Below are 20264 nucleotides of genomic sequence, written 5' to 3' on the forward strand. Positions count from 1 at the left end.
GATCCGATGCGCGTGTTGTTCGCGGTCTCCGCGTGGCCGGGGCACTACTACCCGATGGTGCCCCTGGGGTGGGCGTTGCAGGCGGCCGGCCACGAGGTGCGGGTGGCCTGCGCGCCGAGCCAGACGGCGGCGGTCACCACCGCGGGGCTGACCCCGGTGCCGGTGCTGGACGGCATGGACATGGTCTTCCTCAGCCGGCTGCGCTACCTGTGGGACGCCCAGGCGGGCCGGTGGCCCTACCCGTGGCGTCCGCTGCATCCGCTCACCGGCGAGGAGGTCACCGACCTGCGGGAGTTCGACTTCGACAGGTACGTCGCCGAGCACACCGGACAGACCTTCGGCGCGCTGGTGCGCAGCTTCGACGCCGTGGTCCGGCTGGCCCGGGACTGGCGGCCGGACCTCGTGGTGCACGACCCGCTGGCCACCGAGGGTCCGCTCGCCGCCGCCGCCACGGGAGTGCCGGCGGCGCTGCACCTGTGGGGTCCGACCGGCACGCACGAGCCCGCCGAACACGGCCTGGACCTCGTGCCGGAGTATCCGCCCGGCACGTTCGCCCGGTGGAAGGTGCGCGGCCTGGACCGGGACACGGTCCGCCACGTCATCGACCCCTGCCCGCCGGAACTGGCCCCGCCGACCGCGGCGCGCCGGCTGCCGGTGCGGTTCGTGCCGTACAACGGGCCGGGCGGGGCGCCCGACTGGCTCCTGGAGCCGGCGGACCGCCCGCGCGTCTGCGTCGTCTGGGGCACCTCCACCACCCGGATGTCCGGCCCGCGCTCGTTCCTGCTGCCCGCGGCCGTCGAGGCGGTGGCCGGGCTCGACGTCGAGGTGGTGGTGACCGCCACCGCCGAGGATCTGGCCGCGGCCGGTCCGATGCCGGCCGGGGTGCGCACCCTGGAACGCTGCCCGCTGCACCTGGTGCTGCCCGGCAGCGCGGCGGTGGTGCACCACGGCGGCGCGGGGTGCGCGATGACCGCCCTGCACGCCGGCACCCCGCAACTGGCCCTCACCTTCGCCATCGAACAGGCCCTCAACGGCGAGCGGATCGCCGCCGCCGGCGCCGGCGCCCACCTGCCCGGCCACCTGGCCGACGTGCCGGCCATCCGGGCCGCCGTCGCCGGGCTGGTCGAGAAGCCCGCCGCCGCCGAGGCCGCCGAACGGCTGCGCGTCTCCTCGTCCGCCCGGCCCAGCCCGGCGGAGCTGGTCGACACCCTGGTCGACCTCGCGGCGGGGCGTGCCTGATGCGCGTGCTGTGCACCGTCTCCGGCTGGCCCGCGCACTGGTTCCCGATGGTGCCGGTCGGCTGGGCGTTGCGGGCCGCCGGGCACGAGGTCCGGGTCGCGTGCCCGCCCGACCAGGCCGCCGCGGTGGCCGCCGCCGGCCTGGTGCCGGTCCCGGTGCTCGGCGCGCTGGACATGACGTTCCTGCTGCGCTACGCCAACCTGTGGGCCGCCCGGGCCGGGACCTGGCCGTACCCGTGGGCGCCGCTGCATCCGCTGACCGGGGAGGCGGTCGACCTGGCGAGTTTCGACCTGGACGCCTTCGCCGACACCGCGAAGCGGCGCATCGCCACCGAGACCGAGGCCGGCTTCGCCGCGGCTCTCGGGTACGCCCGACGCTTCCGACCGGACCTGGTGCTGCACGACCGGCTCAGCGCCGACGGGCTGCTCGCGGCGCGGGTGCTGGGTGTCCCGGCGGTCGCCCACCTGTGGGGACCGGTCGGCACCGACGAGAGCGACGGCGAGCTGTATCCGCTGCCGGTCGATCACACCCGGGCGTTCCCCCGCCACGGGGTGGGCGACCTGAACGCCGACGCGCTGCGGCACGTCGTCGACCCCTGCCCGCCCGGGCTGCGCCCACCGATCCGCGGCACCCGGCTGGACGTCCGCTACCAGCCGTACAACGGCCCCGGTCGCCCGGCGGAGCTGCCGCCGCCGGGCGACCGGCCCCGGGTGTGCGTGGTGTGGAGCAACTCGATGAGCCGGATGTACGGCGCCGGGGCGTACCTGGTGCCCTCCGTGGTGCGGGCGCTCGCCGAGCTGGACGTCGAGGTGGTCCTGCCGGCGCACCCGGACGACGTCGCCCGGCTCGGTGAGCTGCCCGAACGGGTCCGGGTGCTGCCGGCGACCCCGCTGCACCTGCTGCTGCCGGGCTGCGCCGCGGTCGTGCACCACGGCGGCGCGGGCTGCGCGATGACGGCCCTCGCCGCCGGTGTGCCGCAGCTCGCGCTGACCTTCGGCGCCGAGCAGCGCGCCATCGGCCGGCGGGTGACCGCCACCGGGGCCGGGCTGGACGTCGCCGGGCACCTGGCCGACGCCGCCCGGATCCGCGACGCGGTCCGCGAGCTGCTCGACGACCCCCGCTACCCGGCCGCCGCGGCCGAACTGGCGGACCGCAACGCGGCCCGGCCCACCGTCGCCGCGCTCGCCACGACCCTGCGGGAGCTGGCCGCCGTGCCGGTGGCCTGATCCTTCGCGGCGGCTCCCTGGGAGGTGAGCGTGTCCCGTCAGCAGCCCTCCGCGGCGCCCGTACTCGTGCTCGGCGGGCACGGTTTCCTGGGCCGGCACGCCTGTGCGGCGCTCGCCGCGGCGGGCGACGAGGTGATCGCCGTGTCCCGCCGCCCGGCGCGGCTGCCGGCCGCCCGGTCGATCGCGCTGGACCTGGCCGCCAGCGACCAGGCCACCATCAGCGGCATGCTCACCGCGATGCGGCCCCGGGTCGTGGTCAACGCGGCCGGCGCGGTGTGGGGGGTCAGCGACGAGGAGCTGACGGCGTCCAACGTGACCCTGGTCCGCCGGCTGGTGGCGGCGCTGGGCGAGCTGCCCTGGCGGCCACGCCTGGTGCACCTGGGCAGCGTGCACGAGTACGGGCCGGTGCCCGCCGGCACCCTCATCCGCGAGCAGGACCCGCCCCGGCCGGTCAGCCCGTACGGCCGGACGAAGCTGCTGGGCACCGAGGCGGTCCTCGCGGCCGTCCGCTCCGGTGCGGTGGACGCCACAGTGCTGCGGGTGGTGAACGTGAGCGGCCCCGGCACGCCCGCGAAGAGCCTGCTGGGCCAGGTGGCCCGGCAACTGCGGGCGCACCGGCACCGATGGGAGCCGGCCGTGCTGCGACTGGCCCCGCTGCGCGCCCACCGCGACTTCGTGGACGTGCGGGACATCGCCGACGCGGTGTGCGCGGCAGCCGCCGCCACCGACCCGGCCGCGGTGACGAACATCGGCCGTGGCGAGGCGGTGAGCGTCCGCTGGCTCGTCGACCAGCTCATCGCCGCCAGCGGGGTGCCGGCGAGGATCGTCGAGCACGGCGTGCCGGCCGAGCGGTCCGACCGGGGCTCCGGGATCGACTGGCAGCAGGTGGACATCACCGAGGCCCGCTGCCGGTTGCGCTGGGCCCCGCGGCGCGGCCTCACCGAGTCCCTCACGGCGCTGTGGGCGGAGGTCCGCGCCGCGTCCTCGGCGGAGGTTGGACCGGTCCTCGAACGACCCCCGGCACCGTAGTCCTGGCAGCGGAACCCCACCGGTATCCGCGCACGGGCCACCTGGAGGTGAAGCTGATGACGGATGCGCAGGAGCTCATCCTGGAGCAGGTCCGCAAATACCATCGGGAGCAGCAGTCCGACCCGGGTTTCGTGCCGGGCGTGACGCCGCTGCTGCCGTCCGGCGCGGTCATCGACGAGGACGACCGGGTGGCGCTGGTCGGCGCCGCGCTGGATCTGCGGATCGCGGCCGGCGTCAGCTCACGGCGGTTCGAGCGGGCCTTCGCCCGCACCCTGGGCCTGCGCAAGGCGCACCTGACCAACTCCGGTTCCTCGGCGAACCTGCTGGCGTTGACCGCGCTGACCCAGCGGGAACTCGGGGACCGCCGGCTGCGGCCCGGCGACGAGGTGATCACCGTCGCCTGCGGCTTCCCCACCACGGTCAGCCCGATCCTGCAGAACGGCCTGGTTCCGGTCTTCGTGGACGTCGAGCTGGGCACCTACAACACCACCGCCGAACGGGTGGCGGCGGCGATCGGGCCGCGTACCCGGGCCATCATGATCGCCCACGCGCTCGGTAACCCGTATCCGGCCGACGAGATCGCCGAGCTGGCCCGCCGACACGACCTGTTCTTCGTGGAGGACAACTGCGACGCCGTCGGCTCCTACCTGCACGGCCGGTTGACCGGCACGTTCGGGCACCTCGCCACCACCAGCTTCTATCCGGCCCACCACCTCACCATGGGCGAGGGCGGCTGCGTGCTGACCAACGACCTCAAGCTGGCCCGGGTGGTCGAGTCGCTGCGCGACTGGGGGCGGGACTGCTGGTGCGAGCCGGGCGAGAACGACACCTGCCGCAAACGCTTCGGCCAGCAGCAGGGCCTCCTGCCCTTCGGCTACGACCACAAGTACACCTTCTCGCACGTCGGATACAACCTGAAGAACACCGACCTGCAGGCCGCGCTGGGCCTCAGCCAGCTCGGCAAGCTCGCCGAGTTCGGCGCCGCGCGCCGGCGCAACTGGCAGCGGCTGCGCGACGAACTCGACGGCGTCCCGGGGCTGATCCTGCCCGGGCCCACGCCCGGCTCGGACCCGAGCTGGTTCGGTTTCGTGCTCACGGTCGAGCCGGACGCCGGCTTCACCCGCCGCGACCTGGTGGCGTACCTGGAGGCGCGGCGGATCGGCACCCGGGTGCTGTTCGCCGGCAACCTGACCCGGCACCCGGCGTTCGCCGACCAGACCTACCGGGTGGTCGGTGAGCTGACCAACAGCGACGTGATCACCGACCACACGTTCTGGATCGGGGTCTACCCCGGACTGACCACCGAGATGATCGAATACATGGCGCGGTCCGTCCGCGAGTTCGTCGCGGGCCGGAGGTGACGGCGATGCGCTGGGAGAACCTGTACCTCGCCGGCCTGGGGAGCTGGTTGCCCCCCGCGGTGCCGGCCCGGGAGGCGGTCGACGCCGGGCTGCTGGACGCCGAGCGGTTCAAGACCCTGGGCTACACCTCGATCTGCGTGGGGGAGCAGACGGCGCCGGCCGACATGGCCGTCGCCGCGATCGACGTGGCGGTCGGCCGGGCCGGCGTCACCAGCCGTGACGTGGCGCTGCTGCTGCACGGCAGCCTGTGGTTCCAGGGCCTGGACATCTGGCCCACCGCCTCGTACGTCGCGGACCGGACCGGACACCCGGCGGTGCCGGCGTTCGACGTGCAGCAGCGCTGCAACGTCGGGCTCGGCGCGATCGAGCTGGCCGCCGCCGCCCTGCGGGGCGCGCGCGGCACGGCGGCCGTGGTCAGCACCGCCGACCGGTTCGCCCCGCCGGCGGTCGACCGCTGGACCATGCACGACTTCAACGTGTACGGCGACGGCGGCACCGCGATGGTGCTGTCCTCCCGGTCCGGGTTCGCCCGCATCCGGTCCACCGCCACGGTGGCGGACAACACCCTGGAGGGCCAGACCCGGGGCGACGCCCCGTTCACCACCGCGTCGTTGGCCGCGTCCGACCCGATCGACCTGCTCGCCCGCTCCGGGCAGTACGCCCGGGTCACCGACACCGTCCGGACCAGCGTGCGGATCGGCCGGGTCCTGCTGATGGCGCGCAACGCCGCGTTGAAGGACGCCGGGGTGAAGGCCGGACAGATCCGGCGGGTCATCACCCCCGCCACCGGCCGGCTGCCCGGCGACTCCCAACTGCACGACCTGCTCGGCGTGCCCGAGTCGACCACCACCTGGGAGTACGGCCGCACCACCGGCCACGTCGGCGGTGGCGACTGGGCGCTGGGCCTGGAGCACCTGCTCCGGACCGGCGCGCTCGACGCCGGGGACCACGTCCTCCTGCTGGGCGGCGGGGCCGGCTACACCTGCACGGCCGCCGTCGTGGAGATCCTCGAACCGCCGGAGTGGACATGACCGTCGCCGCCAGTCCGCTACCGTCGCCCGCCGGCGGTGCCCGGGACGACGTACGCCTCGACCACCGCGCCGATGTCACCGACCTGCTGTGGGCCACCGCGGCCCGGCGCCCGGCCGCCCCGGCCGTCACCGACCCGGACGGCCGGTGGAGCTACGCCGACCTGGCCGCCGCCGCCGAGTCGTGCGCCGCCTGGCTGGCCGGGCTCGGTGTGCGGCCCGGCGACCGGGTGGTGGGCCGGGTCGGGAACGTCCGGGAGTTCCTGGCGCTGCTGTTCGGCACCCTGCGCCGCGGCGCGGTCTTCGTGCCGGTGAACCCGGAGGTGCGCCCCTACCTGCTGCGCGGCGTGCTGGCCGACGCCGAGCCCCGGCTCGTGGTGAGCGTGGACGCCGACCTGCCGTCGGTCGCCGCGCTGACCCCCGTGCCGGTACGTCCGTTGACCGAGCTGCGCCGCGTGGTGGCCGGCGGTCCCGCCGCGCCGTCGGCGGCGGGACCCTCCGGTGCCGACGACCCGGACCGGATTGCGTTGCTGATCTACACCTCCGGCAGCACGGCCGCGCCGAAGGCGGTGGTGAGCCCGCACCGCACGGTGTTGTTCGCCACCCGGGCCGTCGGTGCCCGGCTCGCCTACCGGTCCGACGACGTGGTGCTGGTCGCCGTGCCACTCGCCTTCGACTACGGCCTCTACCAGATCTTCCTGGCGCTGGCCGCCGGCGCGCACCTGGTGCTGGCGGATCCGGCCCTGCACGTCCGGCTGGTCACCACGATCGCGCAGCACGGGGTGAGCGTGGTGCCGGTCGTGCCCAGCCTCGCCGAGACGCTGGTCCGGCTCGCCGACCGGCACGTCCGGCGGCACGGCGCCGCGCCGCCGGTACGGCTGTTCACCAACACCGGCGCGGCCCTCACCCCGGGGCACGCGGCCGGGCTGCGACGGGCGTTCCCGGGCGCCGCCGTGGTGCCGATGTTCGGCACCACCGAGTGCAAGCGGATCACCATCGCGGAACCGGACGGTGACCTGACCCGGCCGGGCTCCGTGGGCCGCGCCCTGGACGGCACCGAGGTGCTCGTCCTCGACGACGACGGTCACCCGCTGCCCGCCGGGCACACCGGCGAGATCGTCGTGCGCGGCCCGCACGTGATGGCCGGCTACTGGCGGGCGCCGGAACTGACCGCACGACGGTTCCGCCCGGACCCGGTGACCGGAACCGTCACCCTGCACACCGGCGACTACGGGCGGCTCGACTCCGACGGGCACCTCTACTTCGAGGGTCGGCGCGACGACCTGTTCAAGCGGCGCGGCCTGCGGGTGAGCGCGTTGGAGATCGAGGCGGCGGCCTGCGACGTACCCGGGGTGACGGCCGCCGCGGTGCTCCCGCCGGCGGACGGCCGGGACGCGGAGCTGGCCGTCGTGGGCACCGTGCCGGCCGACGAGGTGTTGCACGAGCTGGCCGGGCGGCTGGAGGACGGCAAGGTCCCCCCGGTCTGCCACGTGCTGCGCGAGTTGCCGCTGACCGCCAACGGCAAGACCGACAAGCGGCGCCTGGCCGAGCTGATCCGCCGGCCGGCGCCAGAAGGCGAGAAGACCCGATGACGCAACCCTGGGACCCCCACTTCGAGCGGCTCCTGCGCGACGTCCTGCCGAAGCTGTCCGAGGTGACCGGCGACACCTGCCTGCGCGGGCACGGGCTGGATTCGTTGGCCACCGTCGAACTGCTGCTCCGGCTGGAGGAGACATATCAGGTGAGCGTGCCCGACACGCTCCTCACCGCCGACAACTTCGCCACCCCGGCAGCCCTGTGGGCGATGATCGGCGAGGTGCGCCGCGGCGAGGTGGCGGCGGACGGCGCCGACCGGCGACCCGGGCCGGCCGCCGCCGCGTCGGCCGCCGGGGGTCGGTGATGGGCCGGCTGACCGGGCGCGTCGTGCTGGTCACCGGCGCGGGACGGGGCATCGGGGCCGCCCAGGCCCGCCGGCTGGTCGCCGAGGGCGCCCGGGTGCTGGTCACCGACATCGACGTCGCCGCGGCCAAGGAACTCGGCGCCGAGCTGGGCGACCACGCCCGGGGCGACGGGCTGGACGTGCGCGACCCGGCGCAGTGGCAGGCGGCCGTGGAACGGGCGGTGGCGGAGTTCGGTCGCCTCGACGGGTTGGTGAACAACGCCGGGGTGCTCGCCGTCGGCACCGTCGCCGAGCTGTCCGAGGAGTCGTTCCGGGAGGTCGTCGACGTCAACCAGGTCGGGGTGTTCCTCGGCATCCGGGCGGTGGTCCCCGCGCTGCGCGCGGCCGGCGGCGGCACCATCGTGAACATCTCGTCCATCGACGGCATGACCGGATTCAAGTACCTGTCGGCGTACTGCGCCACGAAGGCGGCGGTGCTGGGGTTGAGCCGCACCGCGGCGATGGAGCTGGGCCCCGACGGCATCCGGGTGAACGCGGTCTGCCCCGGCGTCATCACCACCGCGATGACGGAAGGGCTGGACGAGCGGGTGTCCGGGTGGCTGCACAAGACTTTGCCGCTGCGCCGGCTCGGCACCGCGGACGAGGTGGCCGCCGTGGTGGCGTTCCTCACCGCCGACGACTCGTCGTACGTCACCGGCACGGAGATCGTCACCGACGGCGGCCTGCTGGCCGGCTTCCTGATGCCCGGCTGACCCGGCCCACCGGCTCGACCGAGCCACCGACGGAGGGGACTCCTCGATGCGCGTGCTGTTCTCCGTCTCGGCCTGGCCCGGGCACTACTATCCGATGGTGCCGCTGGGCCGCCGGCTGTTGGCCGGCGGCCACGAGCTGCGGGTGCTCTGCGCCCCCTCGCAGGCCACCGCGGTGACCGCCGCCGGCCTGCCGCCGGTGCCGGCCCTCGACGGGCTGGACATGGTGCTGCAGGCCCGCCTCAGTCACTACTGGCAGGCCCAGGCGGGCGCCTGGCCGTATCCTTTCCTGCCGCCGCATCCGGTGACCGGCGTCGAGTTGGCGAGCCTCGCCGACTTCGACTTCCCGGCCTACCGGCGGGCGCACCGGGCGGCGGCCCTCGCCGCCACCACCCGCAGCTTCGACGCCGCGGTGGCGACGGCCCGCCAGTGGCGACCCGACGTGGTGGTGCACGACCGGCTCAGCCTGGAGGGGCTGCTCGCCGCGCGGGTCGTCGACGTGCCGGCCGTGCTGCACCTGTGGGGTCCGGTCGGCATCGACGAGCCCGGCGAGTTGCGGCTGATGCCCGGCGACCCGACCGGTTCGTTCGCCCGCTACGGGGTGGCCGATCCCACCGCGGCCACCGTCGACCACGTGGCCGATCCGTGCCCGGAGCGGCTACGCCCGCCCGTCGGCGCCGCGACCCGGCTGGACGTCCGGTACTCGGCCTACGCCGGTCCGCTCGACGGCGAACCGCCGGCGGATCTCACCCGCCCCGGCGAACGGACCCGGGTCTGCGTGGTGTGGGGCACCTCGGTGACGGCGATGGTCGGTCCCCGGTCCTTCGTGGTGCCGGAGCTGGTCGAGGCGCTCGCGCGGCTGGACGTGGAGGTGGTGGTGCTGCTCGGCGCCGCCGACCGGGAGCGGCTGTCGGCCGCGCCGGGCCGCGCGCTGTCGTGCGGCGCCACCGTCGCCGGCCGGCTGCCCGGCCGCGGACCGGTCCGGGTCCTCACCGACGTGCCGCTGGCGCGGGTGCTGCCCGGCTGCGCCGCCGTGGTGCACCACGGCGGCGCGGGATGCGTGATGACGGCGGTGGCGGCGGGGGTGCCGCAGCTCGCCGTGACGTTCGCCGGCGAGCAGGCCGCCAACGCCGCCCGGATCGCCGCCGCCGGCGCGGGCCGGCACCTGCCGGGCGCGGACTTCCAGGCCGACGCCGCCGGCGCGATGGTGCGCGAGTTGCTCACCGACCGGTCGTACCGGGAGGCGGCCGGTGCGCTGCGGGACCAGCACGAGCGCCGCCCCGACCCGGACGCCCTCGTCACCCGCCTGGCCACCCTCGCCGGGTAGCGTCGGCCGCCGCCGTCAGGCCGCGGGCGGATCGGCGGTCAGTTCGACGATGGCGCACGACCAACTGAAGCCGCCGCCGACGCCCAGCAGGGCGCACACGTCACCGGCCCGCAGCTCACCGGCGGTCAGCAGGTGGGTCAGGCCGGCGAACTGGTCGCCGGCGCCCAGGTGGCCGACCCCGCGCCCCCAGGGCCAGGTGGTGCGCTCCGGGTCCAGCTCGAACGGCTGGAAGAACGATGTCTCCATCCGCCGGCGGCCGAAGTTCGGCAGCACGAACCGGGCGACGTCGGCGAGTTCGAGACCCGCCTCGGCGAGCGCCGTCTTGACCACCGCGCGCTGCCCGGCCGCCATCCGGCCCACCGCGAACGAGGCGCCCTCGGCGCGCAGGAAGGCGCGCGTGGTGTGCCGCACGTCCAACGGGCTCCGGATGGTCATCGGTCCCGGGCTGAACGGGTCGTCGCCGCGGTGCATCCGCTCCAGCGAGCTGTCGCTGTGCAGCACCAGGCTGCGCACCCGGGCGAAACCGGTGCCGCGGGCCACCACCACGGCGGCGCCGCCGTCGGCGAAGACCGTGCCCGGGTCGCTGCGCCACCGGTCGATGCCGGGCGGACAGAACCGGTCACCGCAGGTCAGCAGCGCGGCGTCGCCCACCTGCCGGCCGGTGAGGAAGCTCGCGGCGAGCGCCAGGCTGGCCATCCCGCCGTTGGAGGTCTGCCGGACGTCGATCGCCGGGCAGCGGTCCCCGACGGTGTGCCGCAGCACGTACGAGGCCGGCGCCCACATGTCGTGGCCCTGGTAGTACAGGGCGCTGTGCAGCAGCAGCTCGACGGACTCGCCGGCGGCTCCGGCGCGGGCGAGGGCCGCGCGCCCGGCCCGTACCGCCAGCTCGGGGCCGGCCAGGTCGGTCGAGACGGTGACCGCCTCCATGGCGTTCTGCGCGGCCAGCGCCCGGTCGCACAGCCCCTGCCCGGCCGCCTCGGCGGCGGTGACGGCGGGCGGCAACTCGCTGCCGTACCCGGCGATGTGGATGTCGTCGAACCTCACCAGCAGCCCCCTCGTTCGCACCGGGCGCGCCGCGCCGCCGGGTACCGCCGGGCTCGTGACCCGGGTGGTACCCGGCGGTGGCCGGCACAGCGGAATCGGCGGGTCGCGCCTGGCCCCCACCGTCGCCGGGTCGGCTCGACCCACGGACGAGAACGCGGCGAGAGCCGGCGGACGGACCGGCCGGCGGCGCCCCGCGAGCGGCTGTCGAGCCCGGCTCGAACCGCACCGGCCAGCGTGGTGCGGGTCAGGACCGTACCTCCGGGGGGATTCATGGCCAGCGAAACCACGATGGTGGCCGGACCGGCCGCGGACCCGCCGCCGGTCCGGCCGCGGCCCGTCGCGTTGCTGTTCGCGGGCCAGGGCGCCCAGCGGGTACGGATGGCCGCCGGCCTCTACGGTGCGGACCCGGTGTTCACCGACACCATGGACGAGATCCTCGGGTGCTTCGGCGCGGACGGTCCGTCGCTGCGGGCGGACTGGCTGGCCGAGCGGCCCGGCGTGCCGATCGACGCGGTGTCCCGGGCGCAGCCGCTGCTGTTCGCCGTCAACCTCGCCCTGGGCCGCATGGTGCTCGGCTGGGGCTGCCGGCCCGCGGTGCTGCTCGGGCACAGCGTCGGGGAGATCGCGGCGGCCACCCTGGCCGGGGTGTTCCGGCTGCCGGACGCGGTGCGGCTGCTGCGGCACCGGGTGGCCGCCTCGGCGGCGGCGCCGCCGGGCGGCATGCTGGCCGTGGCGGCCGGTGTCGCACAGGTCGCCCCGTTCCTCGGGTCGCAGGTGGTCGTCGGCGCGGTGAACTCGCCCCGGCAGACCGTGCTGGCCGGGCTCGACGGACCGCTGACCGAGGTGGCGCACCGGCTGCGCGCGGCGGGCTTCGTCTGCCAGCGGGTCGGCTGCGCCGTGGCGTTCCACAGCCCGGCCGCCGCGCACCTCGCCGCCGACTCGCTCCCGCTGATCCGCCGGTTGCCGCTGCGTCCGCCCCGGCTGCCGCTCTACTCCGCGTACACCGGGTCACGGGTGGACGGCGCGCTCGCCGCCCGGCCCGAGTTCTGGGCCGGCCACGCGGTCGAGCCGGTGTTGTTCTGGCCGACCCTCGACGCCCGCCTGGCCGAGCAGGACCTGCTGCTGGTCGACGCGAGCCCCGGGCAGGCGCTGGCGGTGGCCGCCCGCCGGCATCCGGCGGTGGTGGCCGGGCGCAGCGACGTGCTGGCGCTGCTGCCGGCGCGCTCCGGTCCCGCGGAGGCCGACCGGCGCAGCGTGGACGCCGCCGCGGCGCGGTTGCGCGCCGAGGGACACGACGTCACCGCGCGGCCCCTGGCCGGGCCCGGCGCGACGCCGCCGGGCGCCGCCGGCTCTCCGATCATCGTCGAGCCGCGCTGGCCGCGGACCGGAAACCATCGACGTCGATAGCCGCCACGAAGGAGCCCAGGATGACGCGAGCCGCGATCACCACGACGGGACTGCGCAAGGAATACCAGTACGGACCGCACACGATCAAGGCGGTGGACGGCATCGACCTGTCGGTCGGCGAGGGCGAGTTCTTCGGACTGCTCGGGCCGAACGGCGCGGGCAAGTCCACCACGATCGGCATGCTGACCACCCGGATCCGGCCGACGGGCGGCTCCGCCTCCGTCGCGGGGATCGACGTGCTGGCCCGCCCGGTCGAGGTCCGGCGTCGGGTGGCGGTGGTCACCCAGCGCAACACCATGGACCGGCAGATCTCGGTGGCCGAGAACCTCGAGTTCCGCGGCCGGTACTTCGGGATGGGCCGCCGGGAGGCGCGGCGGCGGGCGATGGAGTTGCTGACGGAGTTCGACATCGCCGACAAGGCCGGCGCGTCGCTCGACGAGGTCTCCGGCGGGCAGGCCAGGCGGGCGATGATCTGCCGGGCCATCATGCACCGGCCCGACGTGCTGGTCCTGGACGAGCCGTCGGCCGGGGTGGACCCGCAGACCCGGCTGCACCTGTGGGACCTGCTGCGCCGGCTGCACGCCGACGGGCAGACGGTGCTGCTGACCACGCACCATCTGGACGAGGCGGAGTCGCTGTGCCAGCGGATCGCCGTCATCGACCACGGTCGGGTCGTCGCCGCCGGCGGCATCGACGAGATCAAGAGCGCCGCGGGCGCGGAGTCGGTGACCACCGTGGTCTTCACCGGCGACGCCGGCCCGGCCGCCGAGACCGCCAGCAAGATCGGCTACGTCACCCGGGTCGAGGTCGAGGGCAGCCGGATGCGCGTCCACGCCACCCAGACCACCGGGCTGATCGGCGAGCTGGCGGCGGCCGGCGCCGACCAGGGGCTGTCCATCCAGGACGTGTCCACGCTCCGACCGAGCCTGGAGACCGCCTTCCTCAACCTCACCGGACGGGAGTACCGGCAATGACCCTGATCGCGTTGCCGCACGCGGACCTCAGCACGCGGCGGATCGGACTGCACACCTTCGCCGCCCTGCTCGCCCGCGACCTGCGGGTGCTGCGTGGACAGCTCGGTTCGCTGCTGGTCCGGGCCGTCATGCAGCCGTTGTTCTTCACCTTCGTGTTCACCTACGTGATGCCGAAGATCGGGCTGTCGGGCGCGCCCGGCGTCGACGGGCGCGGCTTCAGCACCATCCTCGTGCCCGGCCTGGTCGCCATCACCATCGCCATTCAGGGCATCATGGCGGTGACCATGCCGCTGTTGCTGGAGTTCTCCTACAACAAGGAGATCGAGGACCGGGCCATGGCGCCCCTGCCGATCTGGATGCTCGGCGTGCAGAAGATCGCCTCCGGCGCCATCCAGGCGTTGCTCGCGGGTTTGCTGGTCTTCCCGATCGTGCTGCTGGTGCACGCCAAGGGCCAGGCACCCTACGTGCACGTCTACCACTGGCCGCTGTTCGTCGCCGTGATGCTGCTGTCCTGCCTGCTCGGCGCCGCGACCGGCCTGCTGCTGGGCACCCTCGTCGACATCAAGCGCGCCCAGCAGTTCTTCGCGGTGGTGGTCACGCCGCTGACGATGCTCGGCTGCGTCTACTACTCCTGGTCGACGCTGGACCGCCTACCGTGGTTGCAGGTCGCCGTCCTGCTCAATCCGGTGGTCTACATGAGCGAGGGACTGCGGGCCACCCTCACGCCGCAACTGCCCCACCTGCCGGTCTGGGCCTTCCTGCTGGCGCTCGGTGGTGGCACGGTCGCGGTCGGCGCCCTCGCGGTCCGCGCCTTCGTCCGTCGGGTGGTCGGGTAGATGTCGGTGTCCGTGGTGATCCCGACGGTGCTCCGCAGCCCGACCGTCGGCCGGTGCGTCCGGGCGGCCGGCACCGCCGCCGCGCGGTGCGGGCCGGACGCCGAGGTGATCCTGGTCGTCAACGGCCCCGACGCCCCGCCGGCTCCGGCGGCGGTGCCGGACGCGCCCCGGCTCCGGGTACTGCGCTCGGCCGCCACCGCCGTCTCGGCCGCCCGCAACGACGGGGTGGCGGCGGCCCGCCACGACACCGTGCTGTTCGTCGACGACGACCTCGTCGTCCCAGCCGACTGGTGCCGGCGGATGGCTGCGGCCCTGCACGCGGTGCCGGCCGTGGCCGCGGTGGCCGCGCCGGTGCGGACCGCGGCGGTGGGCCCGATGACCGCGTTCCTGCAACACGAGCGGGCCTTCGACGCCCGGCCCCTGTCCGCCGGTCGGGCGGCGACGCTGGTGACCGCGAACGCGGGCTACCGGCGCGACGTCTTCGCGGGGCCGCCGTTCGACCCGGACCGCTACCCCGAGTTCGGCGAGGACACCGACCTGGGGCTGCGCATCCGGGCCGCGGGCGGGGCCATCGCCTGGGCGGCCGGGGGCGAGGCGCCGGTGCACGAGGTCGCCGAGAACCCGGCGTCGGTGTTGCGGCGCGCGTTGCGTCAGGGCGCCGGCAGCGCCCGGGTCTACCTGCAACGGAGATCGCTGGACTACTACCTGCCGGCGCCGCGGCACGCGTACGACGCCCTGGTGTCCGGCAGCAGGCGCAGCTGGCGGCGGTACGCGGAGGTGACCGACCCGGCCGCGCGGAGCGTGTTCGTGACCGTGGGACTGCTGCGGCAGGCCGCGATGCTGATCGGATACCTCGACGAACTGGGCCGGTCGGCCGGGGTCGAACTCGTCGAGTGCGACGAGCCGGCCCTGATCCGGGAGCTGACCGATCTGGTCGCCCACGTCGTCGAGGAGGCCCGGGTCGGCGCCGGCGTCTGGCCGGATCTGCCGGTCCGCTTCGCCCGCCCGGCCGCCGCCGCGTCGGACCGGACCGCCGCGCCGCCGCTGGCCGCCATCGGCCGGGCCCTGCACCGGTTCGCCCGGCCGGTGCCCGGCGCCCGGGTGCCCGCCGCACTCGCCCGGGACGAGCTGTCCTGGCTGGCCCGGCGCGACCGGTCGACAGCCGACTTCACGGCTCGCCTCGCCTCCAGCGCCGACGCGGACGCGCCGACGCCGACGACGCTGGAGGCGGCCGGTCGGGCCGCCGGGCTGGCCCTGGGGGAGGCGTGCCTGGCCTGGGAGAACGGGCTCGGCTCGGCGCCCCGCCGGTGGCCCGGCGGGTCCGGTCCGGCGTCGTGGCCGGTGCAGTCCCGGGAAGCATCGCCATGCGGATCCTGATCTCCACCATCGACGCGGCGTCCCACCTGCGGGTGCTGGCGCCGGTCGCGCTCGCCGCGCTGGCCGGCGGTCACGAGGTGCTGGTGGCCGCCCCCGCCGGCCTGCGGCACGAGGCCGGCGCCCACGGGTTGGACTTCGCGCCGGTGGGCGAGGACTGGACCCGCGATGCGGTGACCGTCGAGGCGATCGGCCGGCAGTTGGCCTTCGGGGCGCACCGGGACTACAACTCGACCCTCGTCGAGCGGGTCTTCCTGGGCGAGCCCGCGTTGTCGGCCGCGGCGGACCTCCAGCGGCTGATCCGCGCGTGGCAGCCCGACGTGCTGCTGCGGGTCGCCGAGGAGTTCGGCGGCTACCTCGCCGCGGAGCGGGCCGGGTTGCCCCACGCCGCGGTGGCCTCGGGTTACACCCACCTGCTCGGCCCGACCGCCGTCCGCGCGCCGCTGCGGCGGCTGCGCGAACGCTACGGCCTGCCGGACACCGACGCCCCGGACCCCTATCCGTGGTTGCTCGCCGCGTTCACCCCGCCCGGCTACGAGGATCACCCGACCCCCGGCACGCTGCGCCGGTACCGGCAGGCCCAGCCGGACCGGGCGGGTGAACGGCTGCCGGGATGGGTCGGGAGGCTGCCCAGCGACCGGCCGCTGGTCTTCGCGGCCTTCGGCTCGGTGGTGCCCGACGTCGACTGGAAGATGCGACCGCTGGCCGGGACCGTGCTGGCGGCGCTCGGCGCGCTGGACTGCGTCGCCGTGGTGGCCGCCGGGTCCACCGCCGCAAACCTGCACTCTGGGTGGGAGCACGTCCGGGTCGTGGACCGGGTCGCCCAGCCGCTGCTGCTGGAAGCGGCGGACCTGTTCGTCACGCACGCCGGGTTCGGCAGCGTCCGGGAGGGGCTGCGGGCCGGTGTCCCGATGATGGCGGTGCCGGTGATCGGCGACGAGCCGTACCACGCGGACCGCTGCGCCCGGCTCGGGGTGGCCGGTGTGCTGCCCGCGGCCAATCTACGCCCGCAGCGGCTGACCGCCGCCTGCGCCGACGTGCTGTCGACGCCGTCGTACCGGGAGGCGGCCCGGGTCGTTCAGCGGCGACTGCTGGCGTTGCCGCCGGTCGACGTGCTGGTCGCGGATCTGGTGACGCTCGCCCGGACCGGTCGCGGCCCGGCGCCGGCGGCACAGCCCGTCACGGCGACCTTCTGCGGAGGCTTCACATGACCATCATCGATCAGTTCGACGATCCCACGGCCACCTTCGTGGTGGCGCTGGACCCGGACGGCCGGCCCTCGGTGCGTTCGGGCTACCTGCCCCTGCCGCCGGGCTGGACGACGCTGCACCGGCCGGACGACTTCCAGGCGTGTTCCGACTACCGGGCCCGCTACCTGGCCGCCAACCCGGGAGACGCCGGATGAGCAAGCGGGCCCTGCAGGCTGTGGTCCTGCCCTTCGGTGTGCTTCCCGTCGTGACCGGGCTGCTGGCCGTCACCGGTGGCCCGGCCGGGATGCTCGTCGCCCAGCGCACCAACTCGACGGTGGACAGCGAGGTGCGGTTCATGGCGGTCTACTGGCTGGCGTACGGGGTGTTCGTCCTGCGTCTCGTACCCCGTATCGCCCACGCCGGCGGGGCCTTCCGGGCGGCGCTGGTGGTGATGTTCGGCAGCGGCCTCGCCCGGCTGCTGTCCATCCTGGAGGTGGGTCGACCGCACCCGGTACTGTTTGCGGCGACCTTCGTCGAACTCCTGCTGCCCCCGGTGCTGTGGTGGTGGCAGGCGGCGGTGGCCGCGGCCGCGACCCGGCCGCCGGCCAAGATCGAACGCGACAACGGAGGATCGGATCATGGAATTTCAGATGCGGATGAGCGGCAGCCCGCGGCTCGGTGACCTGATCGGTCGGGTGACCGGTGGGCGTCTGCGGGACGTCAACCGGGAGGCGAACCGGATCATCGAGCGGTCGGCCGGCCGGAGCGTCGACGACGTCACCGACGAGGTGTTGGCGATGATGCGTTCGCGGGGCCTGAAGCGGGTGGACCCCGCCGAGGTGCGACGCGCGGTGGCCGAGGCGATGCGGGGGTGACCCGTCCGATGGGCGGCAGCCCGGGCGGGCCGACGCCGGCCGGCCGTCAGGCACCGGCTCGGGCCGGCGTGGAGAGGAACTGATGAACACCGATTCGTTGATCCGCCTCGGCTGTGCCCCGGTGCTGATGGCGGCCTCCGTCCAGGTGCTGGTCCGCGTGGTGCCGCGTCCGCTGGGCGAGGCGCCCGGCGGCATCCCGGGTGCGCTGGCCTCGGAGTGGCGCCGCCCGCGCCCGCTGACCGTGCTCGTGTGCTCGCTCACGGCGGCCTTCGCCGGGTGGCAACTCGCCCGACCCGAGCTGTTGGATCAGCTGGCCCGACACGCCGACACCTGGTCCAGCGGCCGATGGTGGCAGTTCGGCACCCAGTTGCTGGTCCAGGATCCGTGGTGGCAGACGCCCATCAACCTGATCGCCCTGCTGCTGGTGGGTCCGACAGTGGAGCGGCTGTTCGGGCCGGGCCGCTGGCTCCTGCTCTACCTCGGCGGCGCCGCCGCCGGTGAGGCGGTCGCCAGGTTCTGGCAGCCCGACGGCGCGGGCAACTCGATCGCGGTGCTCGGCCTGCTCGGCGGTCTGTTCGGGTGGGTGCTGCGCCGCTTCCCGGGCCCGGCGCTCGTCGCCCGGACGATGGCCGCGCTGGGCGTGGCCGCGGGCGCCGTCCTCGCCCTGGTCCGGGACATCCACGGCCCGGCGCTGCTCGCGGGGGTCGTGCTCGGGGTGCTCGCCGCGCCGCGCCGGCCCGTCGCCGACCGCCACCGCCCGGCGGTCGGCTGACCCGGGCGGACAACCCGCAGGCCAGGAGCGTCAGGTCGCCCGGTGCCGCGGACGGCGGCAGCTCACCTCAACAGCCACAGCAGCGCCTCGCGGAGGATGGTGATGCAGTTGGTGGTGAGGACGGACTCGACATGGAACTGGAAGCTGGTGAAGCGTTCGGAGCGCAACGCCACCACCCGGCCGTCGGGCTCCACCGCCACGGTCACCCCGGCGGGGGCCTCGGCCGGGGCGTCGGCGAAGAAGGTGTTGTAGAAGCCGACGGGCTCGGCCCGGCCGAACAGGTCGACGGTCTCCTGCACACCCTGCAGCGGGGGGTCCACCGGGCGCACGGTCATGCCGAGCAGACGGCAGAGGATCTGGTGGCCGAGGCAGACGGCGAGGAACGGCGTGCCGGCCCGCATCAGCTCGCCCACGATGCGGTGCAGTTGGGCGATCTTCGGGTCGCTCAGCTCGTTCGGGTCGCCGGGACCGGGCCCGACCAACACCAGGTCGTAACCGGTGAGGCCGATGCCGGACTCCCGGTAGTCGCGCATGGTGACCTTGAACCCGAGGTGCTCGAGGATGTGCTTGAGCATCTCGGTGAACTGGTCCTCGTTGTCGACGATCAGCACCGAGCGGCCGATGAGCTCGGGGGCGGCGTACCGGTCGTCGACCTGCCGGTTGATCCAGAACCGCGACAGGTAGCGGTTGCGCCCGTTGAGCACCTCGATGACCTTGTCGTCCACGAACCGGTCGAGGAAGGGGCCGGGCGGTTCGGCGGTGGTGATCGCCTTCAGCAGCCCCTCGGCCTTGGTGCGGACCTCCCGGCACTCCTTGGCGGGCACCGAGTCGCGCACGACGCTGGCACCGCTGCGGATCACGGCGTGCCCGTCGGCGTCCACCGCCATCGTCCGGATCGTGATCGCGCTGTCCAGCCACTCCTGGCCGTCGTCCTCCAGGCCGCGGATCATCAGGGCCGACGAGTAGTAGCCGCGGGATTCGGACTCGTGGCGGTGGATGACCCGGGCGGCGTTCTCCAGCGGGCTGCCGACCATGGTCGCGGCGAACATCGACTCCCGGAACGCGTCGAGCGGGCTCATGGTGGCGCTGCCCTCGAGCACGTACTCGGTATGCACGAGCGCGCTCATCTCCTTCAGGTACGGCCCGCGCACGACGCCGCCCTCGCCGCAGATCCGCGACATCATCTTGAGCTCCTCGTCGACCACCTGGAAGAGCTCGTTGACCTCCTTGCGGTCGGAGAGGAACTCGATGAGGTCGGCCCGCTTCTGCAGCGCCGCGCGCGGCAGCGTGCCGCAGATCGGGTTCATCGTGACCGTGCCGCGGCGGTAGGTCAGGTGCCGTTCGGGCGAGGACCCGATGAAGTAGCGCTCCCCGTCGAAGAAGCAGAAGGTCAGGTACGCCCCGATCTCGTTGCGGGCGAGCCGGGCGAAGATCGTGTGCGCGACCTCGGGCCCGAAGTCACCGATGGTGACGTCGCAACGCCGCGAGATGAGGAAGTTGGAGCCCTCACCGCGCTGGATCTCCTCCTTGATCACCCGGTCGATGCGGGCGGCGAACTCCTCGTCGTCGGGGGTGTGCACGGGCTCGGAGACCACCCGCACGTCGGCGCGCACATCGGCGAACGACTCCAGGTCGACCTCACGGAACTCGCTCGGCACCAACGAGATGAGGGGCTCGTCGTCGTCGTGGCAGACGTAGCCGCGCTCCCGCAGCTGCGCGTAGGGCACCATGGTCAGCACCGGGTGGGCGGTCGGGCGAGGCACCTCGGCGAGCGACCAGGACCGCACCGTCTCGCCGCGAGCGTAGTTGACCCGGCCCTCGGAATGGACGAGGCAGTAAGGGCTGACAAAGTCAAGACTCACCGGAGGCCACCTTGCTGATCAGAAAGTGGTGTAGCACCTGCTAATCGATTTCCGCATCGGGGAAGCAGCTT

20 protein-coding genes are annotated in these 20264 nt (G+C 74.7%); 18 read left to right on the top strand and 2 right to left on the bottom strand.

Going from position 1 to position 20264, the window contains the following annotated elements; translation table 11 throughout:
* The first annotated feature begins 6 nt into the window (after window positions 1-6).
* From AB0H28_RS04885 to AB0H28_RS04925, 9 genes are read left to right on the top strand one after another with little or no spacing between them, the layout of a single operon-like run.
* Window positions 7-1239 (top strand): nucleotide disphospho-sugar-binding domain-containing protein, encoded by a 1233-nt coding sequence (locus tag AB0H28_RS04885; RefSeq protein WP_358034321.1) that lies wholly within the window; start codon window positions 7-9, stop codon window positions 1237-1239.
* On the top strand, window positions 1239-2465 hold the full coding sequence (locus AB0H28_RS04890; protein ID WP_358034323.1) for a nucleotide disphospho-sugar-binding domain-containing protein: 1227 nt from the start codon (window positions 1239-1241) through the stop codon (window positions 2463-2465). Before AB0H28_RS04885 ends, AB0H28_RS04890 begins: the two co-directional genes overlap by 1 nt.
* A 30-nt stretch (window positions 2466-2495) precedes the next feature.
* Window positions 2496-3494 (top strand): NAD-dependent epimerase/dehydratase, encoded by a 999-nt coding sequence (locus AB0H28_RS04895; protein WP_358034326.1) that lies wholly within the window; start codon window positions 2496-2498, stop codon window positions 3492-3494.
* A 53-nt stretch (window positions 3495-3547) separates the two neighbouring features.
* Window positions 3548-4855 carry a lipopolysaccharide biosynthesis protein RfbH gene (rfbH, locus tag AB0H28_RS04900; protein WP_358035145.1) on the top strand — a complete coding sequence of 436 codons (1308 nt, stop codon included), beginning with the start codon at window positions 3548-3550 and terminating at the stop codon, window positions 4853-4855.
* Window positions 4856-4860: 5 nt separating this feature from the next.
* Complete coding sequence (locus tag AB0H28_RS04905; protein WP_358034328.1) at window positions 4861-5886, top strand: ketoacyl-ACP synthase III family protein; 1026 nt, start codon at window positions 4861-4863, stop codon at window positions 5884-5886.
* Window positions 5883-7475, top strand: a complete 1593-nt coding sequence (locus AB0H28_RS04910; RefSeq protein ID WP_358034331.1) for an AMP-binding protein — start codon at window positions 5883-5885, stop codon at window positions 7473-7475. The genes AB0H28_RS04905 and AB0H28_RS04910 overlap by 4 nt, the downstream gene beginning before the upstream one ends.
* Window positions 7472-7783 carry a phosphopantetheine-binding protein gene (locus AB0H28_RS04915; protein WP_358034334.1) on the top strand — a complete coding sequence of 104 codons (312 nt, stop codon included), beginning with the start codon at window positions 7472-7474 and terminating at the stop codon, window positions 7781-7783. Before AB0H28_RS04910 ends, AB0H28_RS04915 begins: the two co-directional genes overlap by 4 nt.
* A complete protein-coding gene (locus AB0H28_RS04920; RefSeq protein ID WP_358034338.1) occupies window positions 7783-8535 on the top strand; it encodes an SDR family NAD(P)-dependent oxidoreductase in 753 nt (250 codons plus the stop codon). Before AB0H28_RS04915 ends, AB0H28_RS04920 begins: the two co-directional genes overlap by 1 nt.
* 46 nt (window positions 8536-8581) lie before the next feature.
* Window positions 8582-9859, top strand: a complete 1278-nt coding sequence (locus AB0H28_RS04925; RefSeq protein WP_358034340.1) for a nucleotide disphospho-sugar-binding domain-containing protein — start codon at window positions 8582-8584, stop codon at window positions 9857-9859.
* A 15-nt stretch (window positions 9860-9874) separates the two neighbouring features.
* Here the strand turns inward: AB0H28_RS04925 and AB0H28_RS04930 are convergent, their stop codons facing one another.
* On the bottom strand, window positions 9875-10903 hold the full coding sequence (locus AB0H28_RS04930; protein ID WP_358034343.1) for a ketoacyl-ACP synthase III family protein: 1029 nt from the start codon (window positions 10901-10903) through the stop codon (window positions 9875-9877).
* A gap of 270 nt (window positions 10904-11173) precedes the next feature.
* Between AB0H28_RS04930 and AB0H28_RS04935 the strand changes: the two genes are divergently transcribed.
* From AB0H28_RS04935 to AB0H28_RS04975, 9 genes are all read left to right on the top strand, one after another.
* A complete protein-coding gene (locus AB0H28_RS04935; RefSeq protein WP_358034345.1) occupies window positions 11174-12310 on the top strand; it encodes an acyltransferase domain-containing protein in 1137 nt (378 codons plus the stop codon).
* 20 nt (window positions 12311-12330) lie between these two features.
* On the top strand, window positions 12331-13284 hold the full coding sequence (locus AB0H28_RS04940) for an ABC transporter ATP-binding protein (protein ID WP_358034347.1): 954 nt from the start codon (window positions 12331-12333) through the stop codon (window positions 13282-13284).
* On the top strand, window positions 13281-14120 hold the full coding sequence (locus tag AB0H28_RS04945; RefSeq protein ID WP_358034350.1) for an ABC transporter permease: 840 nt from the start codon (window positions 13281-13283) through the stop codon (window positions 14118-14120). Before AB0H28_RS04940 ends, AB0H28_RS04945 begins: the two co-directional genes overlap by 4 nt.
* Window positions 14121-15497, top strand: coding sequence for a glycosyltransferase (locus AB0H28_RS04950; protein WP_358034352.1), 1377 nt, complete (start codon window positions 14121-14123; stop codon window positions 15495-15497).
* Window positions 15485-16705 carry a glycosyltransferase gene (locus AB0H28_RS04955; RefSeq protein ID WP_358034355.1) on the top strand — a complete coding sequence of 407 codons (1221 nt, stop codon included), beginning with the start codon at window positions 15485-15487 and terminating at the stop codon, window positions 16703-16705. The genes AB0H28_RS04950 and AB0H28_RS04955 overlap by 13 nt, the downstream gene beginning before the upstream one ends.
* Window positions 16702-16899 (top strand): MbtH family NRPS accessory protein, encoded by a 198-nt coding sequence (locus AB0H28_RS04960; protein ID WP_358034358.1) that lies wholly within the window; start codon window positions 16702-16704, stop codon window positions 16897-16899. Before AB0H28_RS04955 ends, AB0H28_RS04960 begins: the two co-directional genes overlap by 4 nt.
* Entirely contained in the window at window positions 16896-17366 is a 471-nt protein-coding gene (locus AB0H28_RS04965) for a DUF4345 domain-containing protein (RefSeq protein WP_358034362.1), read from the top strand. The genes AB0H28_RS04960 and AB0H28_RS04965 overlap by 4 nt, the downstream gene beginning before the upstream one ends.
* Entirely contained in the window at window positions 17323-17559 is a 237-nt protein-coding gene (locus AB0H28_RS04970; RefSeq protein ID WP_358034365.1) for a hypothetical protein, read from the top strand. The genes AB0H28_RS04965 and AB0H28_RS04970 overlap by 44 nt, the downstream gene beginning before the upstream one ends.
* Before the next feature lie 82 nt (window positions 17560-17641).
* Window positions 17642-18331, top strand: a complete 690-nt coding sequence (locus AB0H28_RS04975) for a rhomboid family intramembrane serine protease (protein ID WP_358034367.1) — start codon at window positions 17642-17644, stop codon at window positions 18329-18331.
* A gap of 62 nt (window positions 18332-18393) precedes the next feature.
* Here AB0H28_RS04975 and AB0H28_RS04980 read toward each other — a convergent pair whose 3' ends face one another.
* A complete protein-coding gene (locus AB0H28_RS04980) occupies window positions 18394-20193 on the bottom strand; it encodes an anthranilate synthase family protein (protein WP_358034368.1) in 1800 nt (599 codons plus the stop codon).
* Between the last annotated feature and the right edge of the window lie 71 nt (window positions 20194-20264).

The sequence above is a fragment of the Micromonospora sp. NPDC050980 genome, assembly GCF_040653835.1.
Classification (GTDB): Bacteria; Actinomycetota; Actinomycetes; order Mycobacteriales; family Micromonosporaceae; genus Micromonospora.

Bases quoted from the DNA above. Each gene is read 5' to 3' on its own strand.
- AB0H28_RS04885 (WP_358034321.1), top strand. From the start codon at position 7: ATGCGCGTGTTGTTCGCGGTCTCCGCGTGGCCGGGGCACTACTACCCG.
- AB0H28_RS04890 (WP_358034323.1), top strand. From the start codon at position 1,239: ATGCGCGTGCTGTGCACCGTCTCCGGCTGGCCCGCGCACTGGTTCCCG.
- AB0H28_RS04905 (WP_358034328.1), top strand. From the start codon at position 4,861: ATGCGCTGGGAGAACCTGTACCTCGCCGGCCTGGGGAGCTGGTTGCCC.
- AB0H28_RS04910 (WP_358034331.1), top strand. From the start codon at position 5,883: ATGACCGTCGCCGCCAGTCCGCTACCGTCGCCCGCCGGCGGTGCCCGG.
- AB0H28_RS04915 (WP_358034334.1), top strand. From the start codon at position 7,472: ATGACGCAACCCTGGGACCCCCACTTCGAGCGGCTCCTGCGCGACGTC.
- AB0H28_RS04920 (WP_358034338.1), top strand. From the start codon at position 7,783: ATGGGCCGGCTGACCGGGCGCGTCGTGCTGGTCACCGGCGCGGGACGG.
- AB0H28_RS04925 (WP_358034340.1), top strand. From the start codon at position 8,582: ATGCGCGTGCTGTTCTCCGTCTCGGCCTGGCCCGGGCACTACTATCCG.
- AB0H28_RS04935 (WP_358034345.1), top strand. From the start codon at position 11,174: ATGGCCAGCGAAACCACGATGGTGGCCGGACCGGCCGCGGACCCGCCG.
- AB0H28_RS04940 (WP_358034347.1), top strand. From the start codon at position 12,331: ATGACGCGAGCCGCGATCACCACGACGGGACTGCGCAAGGAATACCAG.
- AB0H28_RS04945 (WP_358034350.1), top strand. From the start codon at position 13,281: ATGACCCTGATCGCGTTGCCGCACGCGGACCTCAGCACGCGGCGGATC.
- AB0H28_RS04950 (WP_358034352.1), top strand. From the start codon at position 14,121: ATGTCGGTGTCCGTGGTGATCCCGACGGTGCTCCGCAGCCCGACCGTC.
- AB0H28_RS04955 (WP_358034355.1), top strand. From the start codon at position 15,485: ATGCGGATCCTGATCTCCACCATCGACGCGGCGTCCCACCTGCGGGTG.
- AB0H28_RS04960 (WP_358034358.1), top strand. From the start codon at position 16,702: ATGACCATCATCGATCAGTTCGACGATCCCACGGCCACCTTCGTGGTG.
- AB0H28_RS04965 (WP_358034362.1), top strand. From the start codon at position 16,896: ATGAGCAAGCGGGCCCTGCAGGCTGTGGTCCTGCCCTTCGGTGTGCTT.
- AB0H28_RS04970 (WP_358034365.1), top strand. From the start codon at position 17,323: ATGGAATTTCAGATGCGGATGAGCGGCAGCCCGCGGCTCGGTGACCTG.
- AB0H28_RS04975 (WP_358034367.1), top strand. From the start codon at position 17,642: ATGAACACCGATTCGTTGATCCGCCTCGGCTGTGCCCCGGTGCTGATG.